At 37.9% G+C, this 15,705-nt stretch carries 24 protein-coding genes; 9 read left to right on the top strand and 15 right to left on the bottom strand.

The features are described 5' to 3' along the window. Nucleotides 1–32: 32 nt before the first annotated feature. The gene (locus tag WC356_01960; protein ID MFA5381901.1) at nucleotides 33–593 is read left to right on the top strand and encodes an HNH endonuclease signature motif containing protein; all 561 of its coding nucleotides are present in this window, start codon (nucleotides 33–35) and stop codon (nucleotides 591–593) included. A gap of 7 nt (nucleotides 594–600) precedes the next feature. Here WC356_01960 and WC356_01955 read toward each other — a convergent pair whose 3' ends face one another. The 15 genes from WC356_01955 to WC356_01885 all read right to left on the bottom strand — a co-directional run bounded on the left by WC356_01955 (nucleotide 601) and on the right by WC356_01885 (nucleotide 12,452). Then, nucleotides 601–1,719: a hypothetical protein gene (locus WC356_01955; protein ID MFA5381900.1), complete on the bottom strand. Its 1,119-nt coding sequence runs from the start codon at nucleotides 1,717–1,719 to the stop codon at nucleotides 601–603. A 9-nt stretch (nucleotides 1,720–1,728) separates the two neighbouring features. Then, a complete protein-coding gene (locus WC356_01950) occupies nucleotides 1,729–2,622 on the bottom strand; it encodes a hypothetical protein (GenBank protein ID MFA5381899.1) in 894 nt (297 codons plus the stop codon). A gap of 11 nt (nucleotides 2,623–2,633) precedes the next feature. Then, the gene (locus WC356_01945; GenBank protein ID MFA5381898.1) at nucleotides 2,634–3,311 is read right to left on the bottom strand and encodes a hypothetical protein; all 678 of its coding nucleotides are present in this window, start codon (nucleotides 3,309–3,311) and stop codon (nucleotides 2,634–2,636) included. Between the two features lie 48 nt (nucleotides 3,312–3,359). After that, on the bottom strand, nucleotides 3,360–4,055 hold the full coding sequence (locus WC356_01940; GenBank protein MFA5381897.1) for a hypothetical protein: 696 nt from the start codon (nucleotides 4,053–4,055) through the stop codon (nucleotides 3,360–3,362). 47 nt (nucleotides 4,056–4,102) lie between these two features. Continuing rightward, the gene (locus WC356_01935) at nucleotides 4,103–5,290 is read right to left on the bottom strand and encodes a hypothetical protein (protein MFA5381896.1); all 1,188 of its coding nucleotides are present in this window, start codon (nucleotides 5,288–5,290) and stop codon (nucleotides 4,103–4,105) included. 13 nt (nucleotides 5,291–5,303) lie between these two features. Beyond that, complete coding sequence (locus WC356_01930; protein ID MFA5381895.1) at nucleotides 5,304–6,293, bottom strand: hypothetical protein; 990 nt, start codon at nucleotides 6,291–6,293, stop codon at nucleotides 5,304–5,306. Between the two features lie 170 nt (nucleotides 6,294–6,463). Next, on the bottom strand, nucleotides 6,464–6,667 hold the full coding sequence (locus tag WC356_01925; GenBank protein ID MFA5381894.1) for a hypothetical protein: 204 nt from the start codon (nucleotides 6,665–6,667) through the stop codon (nucleotides 6,464–6,466). Between the two features lie 18 nt (nucleotides 6,668–6,685). After that, nucleotides 6,686–6,970, bottom strand: a complete 285-nt coding sequence (locus tag WC356_01920) for a zinc ribbon domain-containing protein (GenBank protein MFA5381893.1) — start codon at nucleotides 6,968–6,970, stop codon at nucleotides 6,686–6,688. Beyond that, on the bottom strand, nucleotides 6,957–8,921 hold the full coding sequence (locus tag WC356_01915; protein ID MFA5381892.1) for a hypothetical protein: 1,965 nt from the start codon (nucleotides 8,919–8,921) through the stop codon (nucleotides 6,957–6,959). The genes WC356_01920 and WC356_01915 overlap by 14 nt, the downstream gene beginning before the upstream one ends. Further along, on the bottom strand, nucleotides 8,914–9,885 hold the full coding sequence (locus tag WC356_01910) for a hypothetical protein (protein ID MFA5381891.1): 972 nt from the start codon (nucleotides 9,883–9,885) through the stop codon (nucleotides 8,914–8,916). The genes WC356_01915 and WC356_01910 overlap by 8 nt, the downstream gene beginning before the upstream one ends. A 3-nt stretch (nucleotides 9,886–9,888) precedes the next feature. Beyond that, the gene (locus tag WC356_01905; GenBank protein MFA5381890.1) at nucleotides 9,889–10,119 is read right to left on the bottom strand and encodes a hypothetical protein; all 231 of its coding nucleotides are present in this window, start codon (nucleotides 10,117–10,119) and stop codon (nucleotides 9,889–9,891) included. Nucleotides 10,120–10,131: 12 nt separating this feature from the next. After that, nucleotides 10,132–10,809 carry a hypothetical protein gene (locus tag WC356_01900; GenBank protein ID MFA5381889.1) on the bottom strand — a complete coding sequence of 226 codons (678 nt, stop codon included), beginning with the start codon at nucleotides 10,807–10,809 and terminating at the stop codon, nucleotides 10,132–10,134. After that, nucleotides 10,806–11,300 (bottom strand): hypothetical protein, encoded by a 495-nt coding sequence (locus tag WC356_01895; GenBank protein MFA5381888.1) that lies wholly within the window; start codon nucleotides 11,298–11,300, stop codon nucleotides 10,806–10,808. Before WC356_01895 ends, WC356_01900 begins: the two co-directional genes overlap by 4 nt. Continuing rightward, nucleotides 11,297–11,797 (bottom strand): hypothetical protein, encoded by a 501-nt coding sequence (locus tag WC356_01890; GenBank protein ID MFA5381887.1) that lies wholly within the window; start codon nucleotides 11,795–11,797, stop codon nucleotides 11,297–11,299. The genes WC356_01895 and WC356_01890 overlap by 4 nt, the downstream gene beginning before the upstream one ends. 277 nt (nucleotides 11,798–12,074) lie before the next feature. Continuing rightward, on the bottom strand, nucleotides 12,075–12,452 hold the full coding sequence (locus tag WC356_01885) for a hypothetical protein (protein MFA5381886.1): 378 nt from the start codon (nucleotides 12,450–12,452) through the stop codon (nucleotides 12,075–12,077). Between the two features lie 635 nt (nucleotides 12,453–13,087). On the opposite strand from WC356_01885, the gene WC356_01880 reads away from it, so the two are divergent. From WC356_01880 to WC356_01845, 8 genes are all read left to right on the top strand, one after another. After that, nucleotides 13,088–13,339: a hypothetical protein gene (locus tag WC356_01880; GenBank protein MFA5381885.1), complete on the top strand. Its 252-nt coding sequence runs from the start codon at nucleotides 13,088–13,090 to the stop codon at nucleotides 13,337–13,339. Nucleotides 13,340–13,445: 106 nt separating this feature from the next. Next, nucleotides 13,446–13,697 carry a hypothetical protein gene (locus WC356_01875; GenBank protein MFA5381884.1) on the top strand — a complete coding sequence of 84 codons (252 nt, stop codon included), beginning with the start codon at nucleotides 13,446–13,448 and terminating at the stop codon, nucleotides 13,695–13,697. A gap of 78 nt (nucleotides 13,698–13,775) precedes the next feature. Further along, complete coding sequence (locus WC356_01870) at nucleotides 13,776–14,063, top strand: hypothetical protein (GenBank protein MFA5381883.1); 288 nt, start codon at nucleotides 13,776–13,778, stop codon at nucleotides 14,061–14,063. Between the two features lie 46 nt (nucleotides 14,064–14,109). Next, nucleotides 14,110–14,328: a hypothetical protein gene (locus WC356_01865; protein ID MFA5381882.1), complete on the top strand. Its 219-nt coding sequence runs from the start codon at nucleotides 14,110–14,112 to the stop codon at nucleotides 14,326–14,328. Nucleotides 14,329–14,405: 77 nt separating this feature from the next. Next, the gene (locus WC356_01860; protein MFA5381881.1) at nucleotides 14,406–14,564 is read left to right on the top strand and encodes a hypothetical protein; all 159 of its coding nucleotides are present in this window, start codon (nucleotides 14,406–14,408) and stop codon (nucleotides 14,562–14,564) included. A 65-nt stretch (nucleotides 14,565–14,629) separates the two neighbouring features. Continuing rightward, complete coding sequence (locus WC356_01855) at nucleotides 14,630–15,001, top strand: hypothetical protein (protein ID MFA5381880.1); 372 nt, start codon at nucleotides 14,630–14,632, stop codon at nucleotides 14,999–15,001. 116 nt (nucleotides 15,002–15,117) lie between these two features. Continuing rightward, nucleotides 15,118–15,264 (top strand): hypothetical protein, encoded by a 147-nt coding sequence (locus WC356_01850; GenBank protein MFA5381879.1) that lies wholly within the window; start codon nucleotides 15,118–15,120, stop codon nucleotides 15,262–15,264. Beyond that, a partial coding sequence (locus WC356_01845) for a hypothetical protein (GenBank protein MFA5381878.1) occupies nucleotides 15,261–15,705 on the top strand: 445 nt, incomplete at its 3' end. The genes WC356_01850 and WC356_01845, both read left to right, overlap by 4 nt.

Below are 15,705 nucleotides of genomic sequence, written 5' to 3'. Positions count from 1 at the left end.
ATAGATATTAAACTTTTTTTAAGGATATTATTATGGGTAGTAAATCTAAACATTGTATCGACTGCAACAAACTTATATGGAACGGTTCTATTAGATGTAAATCTTGCGCACATAAGGGAACAGTTGTTAAATTTGAGTCTAAACTTACAGAAATTGCCAATAAATACAACAAAACTCCAAAAGAATTGTTGTATCAACTTTATATAGTTGACAATCTTACTCGACAACAAATAGTGTCTAAGCTTAATTATACTCCAGTTTCCTATTTTCTTAAAAAATTCGGTATTAAAAAAACTGGCAAATGGCAGAGAACCAAAAACGTTCCATCTTTTGGTTGGATTCATCAAGGCGTTAAGACAATATGTATTAACGGAAAAGAAGTTCTTGAACATCAATATATTATGGAGCAACATATTGGGAGACCACTTAAATTTGATGAAATAGTACATCATATAAACAAAAACCGCCTTGACAATAGAATAGAAAACCTTCAACTTATGACACGTTCTCAACATACAACTTTTCATAATACTGGTAAAATTCGTAAAGGTCAAAAACATACTATTAAAAATAATACTACAAAACATAATTAAGACATTGTCAAGCGACAACCTCCAAATCTGGATTCGTAAATGAATATCCAGCCTTACTTCGCCACATATAATACGTTCCAGCGTCAAGATAAAAAGTAACCTTACCAGTTGAATCAGTCATACCGGAAGCAACAACCGCAGTCCCTGCCTCATCAGAAGTAACATAAACATTAACATTTGCTATTGCGCCAGTTTCTGCGGATTCATTTGTGAAAACATAATAATCCACTTGAATAGTCCCAGTGCCTAATCCGCTTGTAGATATATTTGCGTCAACTGTCCCAGCAGTAAAAGTCAACTGGTCAGTTATAGCTTTTATAGCATCAACCTTTGTTGGCAAATCATCAGTCTGTAATTCGTTCGTATCTGCAAGTATCGAATCTATGTCAGTATCGTGGTTGTCAACATCAGAACTTCCCATAATTTTATTGGTAGGTAATTTGCCCTGAATTTCAGCGGTATCAGCTACAATGTCTGATGTTTCTGCTTTTATCGCAATTATATCAGCGGCTATATCAGTTCCAGAGGCATTTGTAATTACAGCCGTAACTAAACTTGCGATTTTATCTGTTTCAGTCTTGACCGCAGCAAGGTCTGTATTTGTAGTGCAAGTCCCAACCAACGTAACCCCTGCAATAGTGTCGGTTACAACAACATAGTCAGCGGACGGTAACGTTCTTGCTATTAGTCCGGCTTGGGTAGGAACATTATCAACAGATATTTGCAATAAGATAAGTTTTGTTTCATTACCACCAGTTATTTCTAATAAACTTGTAATGTTTGTTCCTAAATCGCTTGGTACTACAACCTGATTTTTACCGCCAAAAGTAGTGGAAGTTGTATGCCCTGAAACAGCTTCGTCCCAAACAGCGTCAGCAATCGCAGCGGCAGATAAATTTACCTGTGGATTATAAACATAAGCACCGATATATTTGCTTATACTCGAATCGTATATTTGAACTAAATCACCTGCAACCATCGTTACGCAGTCATAAGTATAAAGTCCTAAATGGCCTACGTCTGATAACGCACAGGAAAACTCACGTTCAGTATAGTCAGGCTTAAATACATTAGCAACTAAAGTCGCTGAACTTGCGTCCTGATGAAAATGTTCTACATTAGGCATTGTTATTTCCTATGGTTCTGTTACTGTAATCGTAATTCCACCAATAGCAACGTCAGTTGTCGCAGCGGTAGTACCAGTTATTTTAACAAAAAACGTTTCATCGGCGGCAACTGTTTCAGCAGTAATCGCAGAATTAGCGTCAACTATTTTATAATCGGCAGTTTTCGCAACTTGTGTTATTGCGCCGATAGAAGCAGTCGTAAAATCTCCGGCAGCGGCAGTCATTTTGTTTATAGAAGCGTCAACAGTTACAGCACCGCCAGCACTTTCAATTTGACCGTTAATAGAAAATCCTGTGATTATACTACCTACTTTTAGAGGTACTGTTATAGGTACAATTATAATCTCTGATGTCTGTGAAGCTGGTAATGTTGCAAGAAGCAAATCATCAGCAGCGTCTAATTCCCAACCTGCACCAGCAGAACCTAATTTTGCACCTGCTATGCTCTGTGTAAATTGCTGTGCAGTTCTACCTGTTAGTAATACAGTTCCAGTAGCCGCTGGCACTGTAACAGTACAACCACCTGTCGTTGGATTAGCAAATGATATTGTAATTTCGCAAGCGTCAGCAGTTGAACCCTCGGCAACAATACTATTAGAAGCTAACCATACACCATTTGCAATATCAGGTTTATTACTTGCAAGAGTTGATAACGCAACATAATAGCTTCCAGCCGCAGATGGCGCAGGCAGGATTATATTTGAATCAACGGTAGGGTCGTCAGATTTAAACCTTACCTCATTTCCATCGACAGTAGCACCATCGAAGAGAATTATATTTGCGTCCATTGATACATCAAAATCTGTATTGTGAAGTGCAGAAGGGTCATAAGGTGTATAAGACACCGCACCGAAAATAGAAGTAGTAAAAAACAAAACCATCATAATTATTATTTTTTTCATTGTAATTTTCCTTATCTTGTCTGTTGACATACCCAATAATCAATGTGAAGCACAGGTTGGTCAGTTCCACCCGATTGACATACGAAAGTTGGAGAAAGAACCACTATCGGTATGTTTGCGGTTGGAAGAGAACTAACCTGCACACCATTTACGAAAAACGTTATATAGTTTAATCCAGAAACCTTAAAACCGAGTGTAACCCAAGTGTCATTTTTAATTGTAACACCTGTTGCGGTAGCACCTGTACTTGCTTTTTCTGCATTTGCAAGTAAAACTCCATTGTCAGTTACGCTTGAAAAGCCAATATGGTTTGCAGTGGAAACAGCACTTGCCGCAATGACAGTCCCATCTATTTCGGCAAGACCGATAAACAGTTCGGCGTTAAGATTATCAATACCGCTAACCTTAACCCTTGTTTCAAACCATAAATTACGTTCAGCCTTTGGAAGAAATGTGGCAAGCGATTTTTGCGCATTTATACCCTGCGCCTCTGTTGTTGAACCTGAATCAAGAAGCAATACCCCATTTTCGGCATCATCATCAAGAGACCAAGAGCCAGTTACTGCTTGCGTCAACGTTAAAGAAGGTGGTTGCGAATTAAAATCATCATAATCAATATACATATCAGTTGGAATGCGCGCATTTATTATGCCATCAATCATTCCAAGATAACCTATATGCTCAAACATAATAAACTCCTTAAAATTGGGGCGAGTTTCCCCGCCCCATAACAATTTTTAGCGAGTCTGAATACACGTCCAATAATCAATGTGCATTATCGGGTCAGTTGTACCTGAACTCTGCATAACAAACGAAGGTGCAAGGGCAACTATTGGAATGTTAGCCGTAGTATGAGTAGCGACATTGACACCATTAACAAAAAAGTCAATAGTGCTAACTCCGGTAACGTGGAAGCCAAGAGTAATCCAAGTATCTTCTGCTATCGTAGCACCCGTACTTGTAGTTCCAGCGTCAGCCTTTTCGCTATTCGAGAGCAATACGCCATCATCGGTAACAGACGAAAAACCAATAAAGTTTGACGGAGAAACCACACTTGTGGCAATAATCGTAGTATCAATTTCTGAAAGACCTACGAAAATTTCACCGGCAGTAGCAAGTGCACCTGTATCAGCAACCTTAACTCTTGCCTCAAACCAAATATCTCTATCGGCTTTTGGCGTGAACTGCGCGGCTATTCTCTGCATATTCGCGCCCTGCGTGGTAGTTGACGAGTTGCAGTCGAGCAGCAAAACGCCATTATCAGCACCAGCCGACAAGGCCATTGTACCTTGCGTTGCTTGAGTCAACGTATAATCTTCTGCCGTTACAGGACATTTCTGGAAATCATCGCCATCCATAAAGACATCGTTCAAGTCCACCGGATTGACAAAGCCCGGACATTGAACTTGAACGCCTAAATTTTTGAAATACATAATAAACTCCTTTAAATTAGGCCGATAATTCATCAGCCGTTAATAACTTAGTCGCCACAACCAACGATACAGCCAACTGCGGTAGGCGAACTTACACGATACGCCAAATTAGCTTTCAATGTTCCAACAGCACCGTTGATAATCGCAATGTTCGGGTCAAAGTCAGTCTTGATAAGACCTTCCGACTTAGTATGAGTTGTTTCAACGTAGAACTCATTACTATCGAGAACAATAACCCTTTCAGTACCATCAGCAGAAGCAGGAACATCGGTATCTTTGATACAAGTCAAAGTATCAACAACAAAGTTCGGGAAGTTTGCAAATACCAAATCTTCACGACCAAGATTGATACCACGAACATTGTACTGGCCAAGAATCGCAAGATTCTTCAATGCCGAGAACGGGCCTTGTGCCATTAAAGCTGTATCAGGTTTAATCTGTGTGCCAGTACCACTTACGGTTCTGGTCAAACTCATAAGGTCTGCCATTATGGATAGTGCCTGAATACCACCAGTTGACCAAGCAGTTAAAGCAGAACCGCCAGTAGTAAGAATATCTTCTACCGAACCTACAACCGGCGCCCATTGGTTATCATCCCAAGACGTACCAGCCGCAGCGAGAGTTGCTGTTCTCTGAATACCAAGACCAGTAGTTGAAGAAGAAATTGCCGAGCCAGTGAATCCATTGGTCGTAAGAGTTCTACCGGCATAACTTGCAAGAGCCGCCACTACTGCGTGAGCAGAGGTATGAATCGGACTACCACAAGCACCTAAAAGACCTACCGGCTGTTCTGTGTCAGAACTTGTGCCGTTATACAACGCTGGGCCGAGAGCGTCATACATAAATATCTGCGCCAATGTAAGATTTTCTGCAATAATATCATAAATCTTATTGTCAGAAGCGTTCTTATTGGCCTCAATCGACCTGTCGCTGATACCGTAGGTTTTCATCAGATAACAATAAGGCAAATGTACCCTATTAGCAGGTTGCTGTTCTTCAAAAGTAAGAACTGACAACTCACCATCAGGATTGCCAAACGTAGCGGTCTGACCCGCTTTTACATTTCTGATATACCACTCAAATTCGGTATGGCTTCCACCATATTTGATTTTACCCTTTTTTTCCGCTATTTTCAATAAAGCACGTTCATTGAAAAAGCCCTGTTTAATAGCTTTCTCTGCCAATTTGATACGTTGAGACATACCACGACTGGCTATTGCTGAAGCTAAACCCATAATAAAACTCCTTTTAATCTGTTACGGAATCAAACGCTTCCTGCACAGAACCGATATTATCTGGAATATCTTCCGCAGTTTTTGACGTTTGACTCGTATGGTTTGCATTTGTTAATTTCTTTACAGTTTCCGCTACTTTTTCTTTACTAACAGTTGTTGCAGCAGGTACTGCCTTTGTTGTGAATTTTTTAGCTTCTGCAATGGACATAGTTGGATATTTTTTCATCATATTATAAACATCCTCAACATTTTCGGCTTTATTTTTCCACATTTGAGAAAGTTCATAAAGTTCTTCGTACGGTCGTTCCTGACCGGCAAGATATTCTGTATCAACCTGTTTCATCCACTCAAGTTCGCCATCTGTTATATCTGAATGACTTGACATAAAGTTTGCAAACTTTTCTGCATCTGCTTTTTTCTGGAGAAGCACATCTAAATTGGCAGGTACTCTGTTCTCAATTTCCGCCCGAACAATCTCTTTAATAGCGTCCCCGCCGTAAGTCAATATGGCTTTGGCAGGATTTACTTCGTACATCGCATTAAATTTAACTGTTTCAGCTTCATCAAGATTTTGAATAGCGGCAAGCACATCTTCTTTTGTCTCTTTGCTATTTGCAGGCTTTTGGGTATCTACTACCGTTCCAATCTGCTTTCGCAACTGTCCAATAGTATTTGTTGCTCTGCCGTATTCCCTATTAGTAATACTAACCCTTTCGGCAATTTCCGCTTTAGAAAGTCCTTCATATTGCGGCAAGCCGAGTTCTGTCCAAGTTTTTTCAGTTGCTTTCGCCTCTGCTTCAACTTTGACATCTTTCTTTTCATCAGCTACTACTGTCTCTGATTCAATTTCAGTTTTTTCGATTTCGCCATCTTTGGTTTCATCGGACACTGAAATTACAGCTTCGTCAGCCTTTTTCGCTTCTTCTACTGGAAGTTCTGTATTCAGCTCTTCGTCAGAAGCGTTAAAAGCGTCAGATACACTAATAATTCCCTTGTTTTCCATAATAAAATTTTCCCTTAAAAAGTTATATTTAGAACCACAACAAGTGATTCTTATTTCTCATAGGGCAATAAAAAAAGACGGAGTTAGTGAGTTAGCACTAACTTGCCGTCTTATATTATTCTTACGTTCTATCAATCGTTGCAACGAAAGATAAAAACCCTATTTAATTTTTAATAATTTTTCATTTTTAGAATATCGTCAATCCTTTTTTCTAATCTCGTAATAAGTTTCAGATATAAACTTTCCTGTATAGTGCCATTGTAATAACCAATATGAAGTAGTCCAACTTCATTTTCAAGTTTATATAACTTCTTATAAAGTTTTATACCCCTATCAATTTTACTTCCCAAATCACGTTTTTTACGTTTTTTCATTTAATCCTTCCTGTTATTCTAATCCATATTCTTCATATCACGAGTTGACAACTCGCAATATCCTTTTTCTTTTAATTTCTGTTTCCAGTGCTTTCTGCCCTCAATTTTACAGCCTAATCTCTTGTCAAATTTTCCTGTATAAATAAAATTAGTATCAGTCTGCAATGTAGGCATAGAAACAAGTCTCGTTGCCGGTTGGCCACATTCACAGAATATAGCAACCTTTTCATCATAACTCTCGAAAGATTGATACGCTTCAAACTTTTTTTTACATTTTTTACAATAAACATCATACATTGGCATTTTGCTGTCCTCCGCCTTGAGGTTGTATCTGGCCTATCGCTGCCTCTTTTTGTATCATTTCAGCTTCTTGTTTCTTTACCATAGCGGTTTGAGCGTCTGCCTGTGTAGGCGTAAGTTCGTCTATATGGTCTATACCGGCCATCTCACCAGTTTGCTTAACGTATTTAGCGGCCAAATCCATTCTGTTTGTTACCTCATACAAAGGCTGCATAACTTCAAGATAAAATTGTTTCATTGCAGCAGATTTACTCTCTTGAGTAGTATCTCTTGTAGAACCTTTCTTAACTCTTACAGAAGTACTTAACTTAAATTCAAGTTGAGGTTGACCTTCACGCCAAAATTCGGCTAATTCCTGTCCTACAATAGCGTCAACACCAAGTTGTATAAGCGAAATTCCATTTGAAACCAATTTCTTAGTCTTCCACCAAGGCAATGGAAGCATTTTATTTTCTGGCAAATTTATTAGTATTTCTAATAATTCCCGCAACCAAGCCAAATCACTTTCGTCTATTCCTTTAAGTTTCTGTTTGTTTATAATTTTTTCAATAATCGTATATATGTTTTCAGGAGAAGCGTTTGTCAACGAAAACTTTGGAACGTACTGATGTGCTATTTCAAGAATCTTTATAGCATCGTCTTTTATACTTTCCTCATATCCCATTGGGCCGGACAATCGTCTATTGGTATGCTGATGAGAATTAGCGTCCTGAACCCTTACCGCAATAGCCGTAACATCTTTAAATTCCTGTGGCGCACTTGAAAGTAATTCGCCAAGAGCAGACGATTCTTTTCTTATATTATCAAACATTTCGTAAATTTTCATAAGACCCGGCTCAAATTTGCCGGTATCAATCTGCGCTATTTTAGGCTTACCAGAAGCGTCAAGCATTTCTGGAATATAAGTTCGTTTTGGGTCGTTAAGGAAAGATTCAACACTTTCTCTTGTCATATCGTTAGCAGTCAAAGAACCTGCAAATTTTTTCTTTCCAGAATAATAAGCGTTTTCCTCAACATCTTTCAAAAGGCTATCGCATAATTCGTCAGTGCGAGTCATATGGTCGTTATCGGTATAAGAATAATAATCACCAGAAACAGTATTAAACATCAGTTCTGATATTGGAAATTCATTATTATCTAAATCATAAGGCCATTCACCATCAAACAAAGGCTTGTCATAGCCTTCAGTAAATTGTAAATATCTTTTAGGCTCTGAATCTATTAAAGATTTTACTTCTTTTACAGTAGGCACTTCGTTTTCATCGCCATTTTTGCGTATAGCGGAATCACCTTTTGCAAAAATATGATAAATCTTAATAGTTCTGAACATTTTTTTGTCAACATCAGCAGGGAGTTTTTCCTGTTCTTCTGCCGATAATATATTCCCAGCTTTTTTCAAAACTTTATCTATATCAACATTCTCATATTTACTTACAAACTCCTCAACAGATATATCTTCCTCGTACGCAATCGCTTTTGAATTTTCTTTTACACCATCGCAATCAGGGTCGGTAAAAGTCTTTATTGATTTAAGGAAACTTAACTTAGGCATCCACTTTTTAGTATCAAAACCAAGCAATGAATATCCACAGTTTCTTATCAGTGTACTATCAAGTTTTTGAGATTGTATTCTCTGTAATTTCTGTTCGTCCCAAACATAAGTAAGATAACGTTTATCGCATTCAGTTTCCTTTAGAACCTGTTGGTCGCCAAAATACGCAAGAGTAGGTACTACGTCAAAAGTAGGGTCGGTCTGGTCAAGATAACTTTTCAATCTCTCATATAAAAGCCTAAAGCCAGATAGGTAAGGAGATTTTTCAGTAGAGTCCTTATCCTTGTTGACAAGAAGCATATTCTCTGCTTTTTTCCAAGATTCGACTGGCTGTTGAAGTTTAGACCTCTTTATCCAGTTCATCCAGTATATATATAAATCTCTATCGGTCTTATCAGACATAAGCTCTCCGTAGTCGTTTTTCATTCATATTGTATTGCTCTTTTATCTCACGGTGCATTCTCATAATTTCAGCAATAGTTAAATTCTTTTTGGCAGAACCACCCTTAAAACCAAGATAGCTCTGGCAACCATATCTTACGCAGTCTGGCCCGTCGTCAAATACGTCAACTGCGGTTTCGGCCTGCGATTTCTGCGTAGGGTCAACTTTAGACTGCCTCCATCTTAATCCGCACATTTCAGTCCAACACTTAGGAGTAAATCTCAAATCGAAAGTCAATGCAGGTTTTTCTGCCAGCATATACAACTGTTCTTTCGTAGGTTTAAGATTATCAATAAACGGTATTTTCATACCGTCAAGAGATTTCCTTGCCAGCGCAGATAAAAGCATTTGGCTTACAGTATCATACCCAGCAAAAGAATTATCAGCAAAACTACAATTTATTCCATTTTCTCCATATACCTGCGCAATGGAAGTTAAATCAATTTCGTTTCTCTTTCTCGTAGCAGGGTCTATAAAACTACCTGCTATGTTCTCGCCGGAATCTATACGAAGTATTTTTCTGCAATTTTCAGCTATACTCATACCAGTAGAATAATACTCACGAAAAACGTGCCTGTCCTTTTTAGCATTTATACCAATCCATAAACATACTGTCGGATGACGTATGCCTTGGTCAATTACACGATATACCGTCCAGTTCTTCATATCGTACTGCGCATCGTGGAAATTGCACAAACTCGGCCATATTCTCTGACCTGAAAATGCGTTATAGTCAATCTCCATTTCCCTGCGCCAAGTAGGACTTTCAAGACCGCCATAAAGAACAGACTGTCTTGCCGCCCAATCACCCCTCTTTAAAGGGTCTGCCGTGTAATGAATACGAAGATGCGCAAAGTCATTGGCAAGTCGCCTTGCCTGCATACCTTCCATTACTGTTTCAAATTTTGGACTAAGATTAAGCATTTTCTATTTTCGTGGTAGCCAATTTAAACAAACAAAATTTTCCGCAGTAGTTATAAATGGCTCACTTTCATCTCCAGTGGTACAATCTAATAATCCATTTTCATTGTGTAATTCTCGTGTCAATTTTAAACATTCTCTTTTCTCATTTAGATACGTGTTTTTCTTTTCGCCCCAATAAAAACAGGTAAAACAATGTCCCCATAGTTTTTTTACTTTTTTATCATCTATATTCATATTCTCTTTCCCTTAAGCTGCAACGTCATTTATAAATTGTTCCCATTCACCGGCCTGTGCCGATGAAAATAATTTAACATCTTTACAGCAAGCTAAGGCCGCTGATTTACATTCTTCAAATTCACCTTCCAAAAAGCCACATTCATCGCCAAAGTATCGAGTAGGATTATAAGACCTTATCTGGTCTCCGCCAGACGGAATACCCCTGATAACACTTCCATTTTGAAAACTAAGTTTATTAAATGCACTCGAAACAGTCTGACGCATCCATATAGGTTGATTCTCAAACATAAATAACGCTCTCTTGACCAACTCCGAATCAGCTATGTCCTCTTTCTTAGTCTGACAAATAACTTCCTCATTACTCCTAAATTGCGCCCACCAAAGGCCGCAGGCCATCATAATCCAAGTCATTCTCATTTGACGACTCTTGTCAATGGCAAGGTGCTTCTCTGTAAAACATAAATGGAAAACATATCTCAAATACTCATCAGCAGGAAAACGTTCAACTTCCGTACTCTCAACGTTCTCGTCCTTACGCTTAGTAAAGACATAATTTACAAGCCAATACCACGGCTCTGACTGACAACGAATATATTCTACCCTCTGTGCATTGACATCGTTAAGCAAGGCATCGAATACCTTACCACTAACAACAGGTCTCAAATTGCTTTCGAGAGGATATATCATACTTCCTTACTCTCAATACGTTTCCTAAACTCTTCTGATTGATTCTTAACACTATCTTCGTTTATATTATCTGCCGGTCTCATACCAACAAAAGAAACGCTCTGTGCAGTCTGCGGCTTATACATCTTATCAAATCGCTCAAGAAATAACTTCCTATCGGCAGGACTTTCCTTTAAAGCGTGTGAATATGTAGCAGTATGGACATTGCTTAAACCACTGGTAACATTAAAATTTTCTTTTAAAGCCAAAAACCACTTAACAAATCTTGGGTCTCTATTCCAATTATACCAGTTCTGACCCCTGCATTTTAAATCGTTCTCAAGTATGTTTATCTCAAAGCCCCTTCCCAACTCATCTCCCAAGTCCAACCGGCGAAGATATATCTCGGCAAATCGCATCTGCAACGAAGAGGGACGGTGTTCCTCATTCCCAAAAATAGGATTAGACACTACCTTCAAAGCTCGCTTGTATGTCTTTTTCTTCTTTTTCAATCCGTTAATACCCATATCTTACAATCAGTAGTCAAAGTGTCATTCGTATCAACCACGGCGATATAAACATTGCCATACTTCCTATTGCCGCCAAAACCATTAGAACCATCATCAAAACTCGGTATTACTAAATCATAATATCCAGTAACACAACTCAAACCAGTAAATGACGCAACCAACAACAATTCATTAACCTGAACCTCGCCAAGCTCAGGAGGGTCAATATAAACATCAACCCCCAAATCAGTATCAGTACCAGCCAACTTTATCTGCACATTCGTCAACATACCACTAAAACGCTGACTATATTTCGTACCGCCATAAACCATCTCATTACAATCAACAGCAGAACTGTCCTTTATCGTGGGATGATAATATATACAACTCTCGTCAAAATTCCTCTTAACCTGACTGTTATCCACAAAACCAACCAAAGATACATATATTAAGGCAACCCAAAACCAAAAAATAAACATCTCGTGCAAAAACCATTTCATAATAAGTCTCCAAAATTTTAACCAAAAATTTTTTTTCTATATACAATATACACTTATCCAATTCATTGTCAATATAATTATCTCAAGATAAGAAATGTCCTGTACTGGATTTGAAATAATGTGGGGAATGGGAGATACTCACCCCTACCACTCCATACAGAAGAGGGGGTATGGGGTCGCGCCAGTCCATAGCCGGAATCTGCAATATGTTTAATTCTATCCACGATTGATTCTGCTGCTATATCTATCCTTGTCTTGATACATTTAGCCCTTTGATTTAAACCTGTCTTGATATTAAATGTGTAATTGGATAGTGATGATTGACAACGTCATAATCAATAGCAAGGTTGCCCAGTACTGATTGATATGCCGAGCCAGTGCCTGTCGCCCAGCTGCGCAGCAATGCCTTCGCTTGTGCAAGCGGCATCTTGATAATATCATCAATGGTCAAGGTATTACTATCGGGTATTACCAAAGGTATTACTTCGGAGGGTATTACTGGCAGGGTATTACCGAGAACTACGCCTATATTTGATTGTGGCGCGTTTATCTCGGCGGGTATTACCTGATTATTCACAATACCCTGTTTTTTGGCTTTAAATCGAGCTTGTGCCAGTTTATTCGCTTCTCTCTGCCTTGTCTTGTTTTGATACATATTAACCCTTTCTTGAAATTTAATTTTGCCCAAAATCCTTATTATTTTATCAATATGCTTGATTTGTGTATTTAGCTCTTACATAGTCTTGTTTGTGATATGTTAACATTAAGCCTGTATTTGAGTCAATTATAAGCTATTTAGCTGGTGTTGGGTTTGATATTTGATTTATGTGTTATAATCTGTCGTTTGTATGTTATATATTTACTTAATAATGGCGTTTTTTGTTTAGTTTTTTACTTTTGCTTAATTATGTTTGATTTATGGTTTTTGCGTTGTATGTTTCTTTTTTACCACGTGTGTTGTTTTTTTGCGTCAATAGTATAATCTGATATATCCATAATCTAAACTCTTTATTTTAATAGCTTTATGTTGTTTTGTCGTTTTTCGGCGGTTGTTTTGTGTTCTATTGTTGATATATCACTACATAAACATCTTATCTTAACATTTGATTATTGTCAAGACTTTATTTTATTTTTTATCCATAATAATTATAAGTCTTTTGTTTGTATAGATTTATGATTTTGGTAAATTTATTTTATTTATTTATTATCTCTGGCATAACTTTGGTCGATTACTTGCTATGTATATCAGTGATATTTAAAACTTAATAACCTTTTTATGGAGTACTTACAATGTCTGAATACTATACATCTAATCCGGCGGACGAATGCGATTGCGATACCATAAGCAAAGAAGAAATTGACCTTTTGTATCGCTTTATATGTCCTTTGGATAATTCTGATTCCGCCGCATTTAATCAAGTTTACACTATAGCAGAATCAAATACCGCCCGTATATTAGGGCGTTTCGGTTTTTTAATCTTAAAGCCTTACAGGCGGGCAGAGTATACCGGTAAAAACTTATGGGAACTAAATAACTACTAATTTTATCAAAGAGCAAATATAAGCGGCACTAATACAACCGCTGATAATAACAAAGTAAATAATCAATGTCAACAATAAATTTAAACTTTTTTTATGGAGCTTAACAATGAAAAACATTATTTTTTCGGACGTTAATTTTGATTATCCAAATTGCGGCGGAATTGAAATTACAAAAGGCAAAAAATACTATACCCTACAACATTTTAGCAATTTTATCGGCAATTACACTTGCGACATATATCATTTTAAGCCCATAAACCCTGCGATGTTGGAGTCGGGGCAAGAAATAGCGGATAAATGGTATAATATCGGCGCAGATTGCTTCAAACAGATAAAAAGGGGCTTTAAGGTGCAGTAGCCTTTTCTACTATCCCGCTGATTTATTGCCGGGATAGAATAAAATACTAAACTATTAACTTTTTAAGGAGTAAAAACAATGAAAAATCAATTACTTAAAATAGCCGAAGAAATTGAAAAATTACGCATAAAACTGTTAATATGTCAAAACGCTGGCTGGCGATTAGCCGATGAACTGGCAAATTATCGACAAGATACACCAACCGAAATACTTATGGATTATCGAAACGCCGCCGAAGAAGAAGAATTACAGAGAGAAGAAAAAAAACTCAATAAAGCCCCGCTTTCTATCACTAAAAAATTGATTTCTATTGCTCTTTCTGACAAAATCGCACAAGCGGACAACAACTATAATTTAAAATCTTAACCTATATTTAACCAATAATCAAGAACTATTTTGAAGGGAAAGTAAAATGAAAACCTGTAATTTATCTCCAGAAACACAAGGCGTTTTAAAAGACTTGCTTTGCCAAATAGAGCATTTACGTATGCGGGCAAACGAAAAACAGGATTTTCCGCCCAGCGATTATCCTTACCGGCCTTGTCAAGCTATTATAGCCGAAAAATTAGGATTTGAAGGCCGCCACGAATGGGCTAATAGCGAATTTTTTGGATTTGAAGCTAAACTATAACTTTTCCTCAATTACCGCTTTCGGCTGCGTAGGCCGGAGGCGGTTTTTAGGGGATTTATTTTAAAAAAGGTGATAAAATGATAGACGCTATAACTAAATACTGCGTTCGCAATGGCTTTGATATTGAATTTGCTATTTTGATGGCTAAAATTGCTTTTAATGATGTTGAATTTTGGCAAGATACGGAACTGAGTAAGTTAAGAGACGCTGTTTTAGCAAAGAAAGCAGGCGTATAGTGATGCTAAATAACATTAAATATAGTGATGTTCACATAGGAACACGCATAACAGGAGAAACAACAATGGGACATAAACTGTCTGGAACCGTAACCACTAAATACCCAAAAGGTGTTGTATTGGTTACTGATAGCCATTTGCTGTGGTGGTTCGATAAAGAAGATATTTTAGAAATAGGAGACAAAGTTGAAAATCAAGGCGCATTAGTTTTATCGGAAAAACAAGACCCTGTATTCAAAACAGACCATCTTGCCTATTGCCCTTGCCGTAAAGACAATGAACAATTAGACAATGCCCGCTTGATAGCGGCTGCGCCAGAACTTCTGGCAACCCTCAAATCTCTTTTGTCCGATGAAACTACTGTGAATTGCCTTGCGGCTACCGGAAAATTAAAAGAAGTACAAGCCGCAATCTCTTCGGCGGAAAGTGAGGACTAAATGTTCGAGACGGTAAATAACCCATTGTTTATTATCGGGATAGCTTTTGCGGCCTTAACTGTTTTTGTAATACTTTTTCAGGTCGTTAAAACAATTTTAAGAAAGTGAGTAAAAATATGATAGCTCAATTTAAAGTACATCGCCCGAACAGAATGGGCGCAACAATAGACATAAACGATATGCAAGATATTGAACTTGTGCAGTCTATTGTAGATAGCATAAGGAAAGAATTAGAACTTAAAAAAAAGGAAAACGAAAAATGAAAATCAACGATTATATCTTAAAAATCAAAAACCTCGGCGCGTGTGAAAAAGTGGTCTTAGACGCTCATAATTATCAAACTTCGCAGGAATTGTGGGATAAATGCGAGCGCGGCGATTGGATGCTATGGCTTGTCGGCAAATTATCCGGTGAACCTGAATTAGAAAAAAGAAAAAAACTTGTTCTGACAGCCTGCAAATGCGCCAGATTAGCTTTGCCGTATGCCGGTAAAAATAAAGATGTTGTCGAAAAATGTATAATAACCACAGAAAATTGGGCTTCTAATATCGGCAGAATCACCATAACAGATGTCCGAGCGGCGGCGGATGCGGCGGCGGATGCGGCGGCGGATGCGGCGTATGCGGCAAGAACTAAAGCCCTAAAGCAATGTGCCGACATTGTACGGACTGACTATCCAGATGTTGACAGTCTTTTTAACGCCT

This window comes from Candidatus Micrarchaeia archaeon (assembly GCA_041653315.1).
Classification (GTDB): domain Archaea; phylum Micrarchaeota; class Micrarchaeia; order Anstonellales; family JAHKLY01; genus JAHKLY01.
This window is presented reverse-complemented; position numbering and strand designations above follow the sequence as displayed.

Excerpts from the sequence above, each read along its gene's own strand:
- WC356_01960 (MFA5381901.1), top strand. The coding sequence starts at position 33 with ATGGGTAGTAAATCTAAACATTGTATCGACTGCAACAAACTTATATGG.
- WC356_01955 (MFA5381900.1), bottom strand. The coding sequence starts at position 1,719 with ATGCCTAATGTAGAACATTTTCATCAGGACGCAAGTTCAGCGACTTTA.
- WC356_01950 (MFA5381899.1), bottom strand. The coding sequence starts at position 2,622 with ATGAAAAAAATAATAATTATGATGGTTTTGTTTTTTACTACTTCTATT.
- WC356_01945 (MFA5381898.1), bottom strand. The coding sequence starts at position 3,311 with ATGTTTGAGCATATAGGTTATCTTGGAATGATTGATGGCATAATAAAT.
- WC356_01940 (MFA5381897.1), bottom strand. The coding sequence starts at position 4,055 with ATGTATTTCAAAAATTTAGGCGTTCAAGTTCAATGTCCGGGCTTTGTC.
- WC356_01935 (MFA5381896.1), bottom strand. The coding sequence starts at position 5,290 with ATGGGTTTAGCTTCAGCAATAGCCAGTCGTGGTATGTCTCAACGTATC.
- WC356_01930 (MFA5381895.1), bottom strand. The coding sequence starts at position 6,293 with ATGGAAAACAAGGGAATTATTAGTGTATCTGACGCTTTTAACGCTTCT.
- WC356_01925 (MFA5381894.1), bottom strand. The coding sequence starts at position 6,667 with ATGAAAAAACGTAAAAAACGTGATTTGGGAAGTAAAATTGATAGGGGT.
- WC356_01920 (MFA5381893.1), bottom strand. The coding sequence starts at position 6,970 with ATGCCAATGTATGATGTTTATTGTAAAAAATGTAAAAAAAAGTTTGAA.
- WC356_01915 (MFA5381892.1), bottom strand. The coding sequence starts at position 8,921 with ATGTCTGATAAGACCGATAGAGATTTATATATATACTGGATGAACTGG.
- WC356_01910 (MFA5381891.1), bottom strand. The coding sequence starts at position 9,885 with ATGCTTAATCTTAGTCCAAAATTTGAAACAGTAATGGAAGGTATGCAG.
- WC356_01905 (MFA5381890.1), bottom strand. The coding sequence starts at position 10,119 with ATGAATATAGATGATAAAAAAGTAAAAAAACTATGGGGACATTGTTTT.
- WC356_01900 (MFA5381889.1), bottom strand. The coding sequence starts at position 10,809 with ATGATATATCCTCTCGAAAGCAATTTGAGACCTGTTGTTAGTGGTAAG.
- WC356_01890 (MFA5381887.1), bottom strand. The coding sequence starts at position 11,797 with ATGAAATGGTTTTTGCACGAGATGTTTATTTTTTGGTTTTGGGTTGCC.
- WC356_01885 (MFA5381886.1), bottom strand. The coding sequence starts at position 12,452 with ATGTATCAAAACAAGACAAGGCAGAGAGAAGCGAATAAACTGGCACAA.
- WC356_01880 (MFA5381885.1), top strand. The coding sequence starts at position 13,088 with ATGTCTGAATACTATACATCTAATCCGGCGGACGAATGCGATTGCGAT.
- WC356_01875 (MFA5381884.1), top strand. The coding sequence starts at position 13,446 with ATGAAAAACATTATTTTTTCGGACGTTAATTTTGATTATCCAAATTGC.
- WC356_01870 (MFA5381883.1), top strand. The coding sequence starts at position 13,776 with ATGAAAAATCAATTACTTAAAATAGCCGAAGAAATTGAAAAATTACGC.
- WC356_01865 (MFA5381882.1), top strand. The coding sequence starts at position 14,110 with ATGAAAACCTGTAATTTATCTCCAGAAACACAAGGCGTTTTAAAAGAC.
- WC356_01860 (MFA5381881.1), top strand. The coding sequence starts at position 14,406 with ATGATAGACGCTATAACTAAATACTGCGTTCGCAATGGCTTTGATATT.
- WC356_01855 (MFA5381880.1), top strand. The coding sequence starts at position 14,630 with ATGGGACATAAACTGTCTGGAACCGTAACCACTAAATACCCAAAAGGT.
- WC356_01850 (MFA5381879.1), top strand. The coding sequence starts at position 15,118 with ATGATAGCTCAATTTAAAGTACATCGCCCGAACAGAATGGGCGCAACA.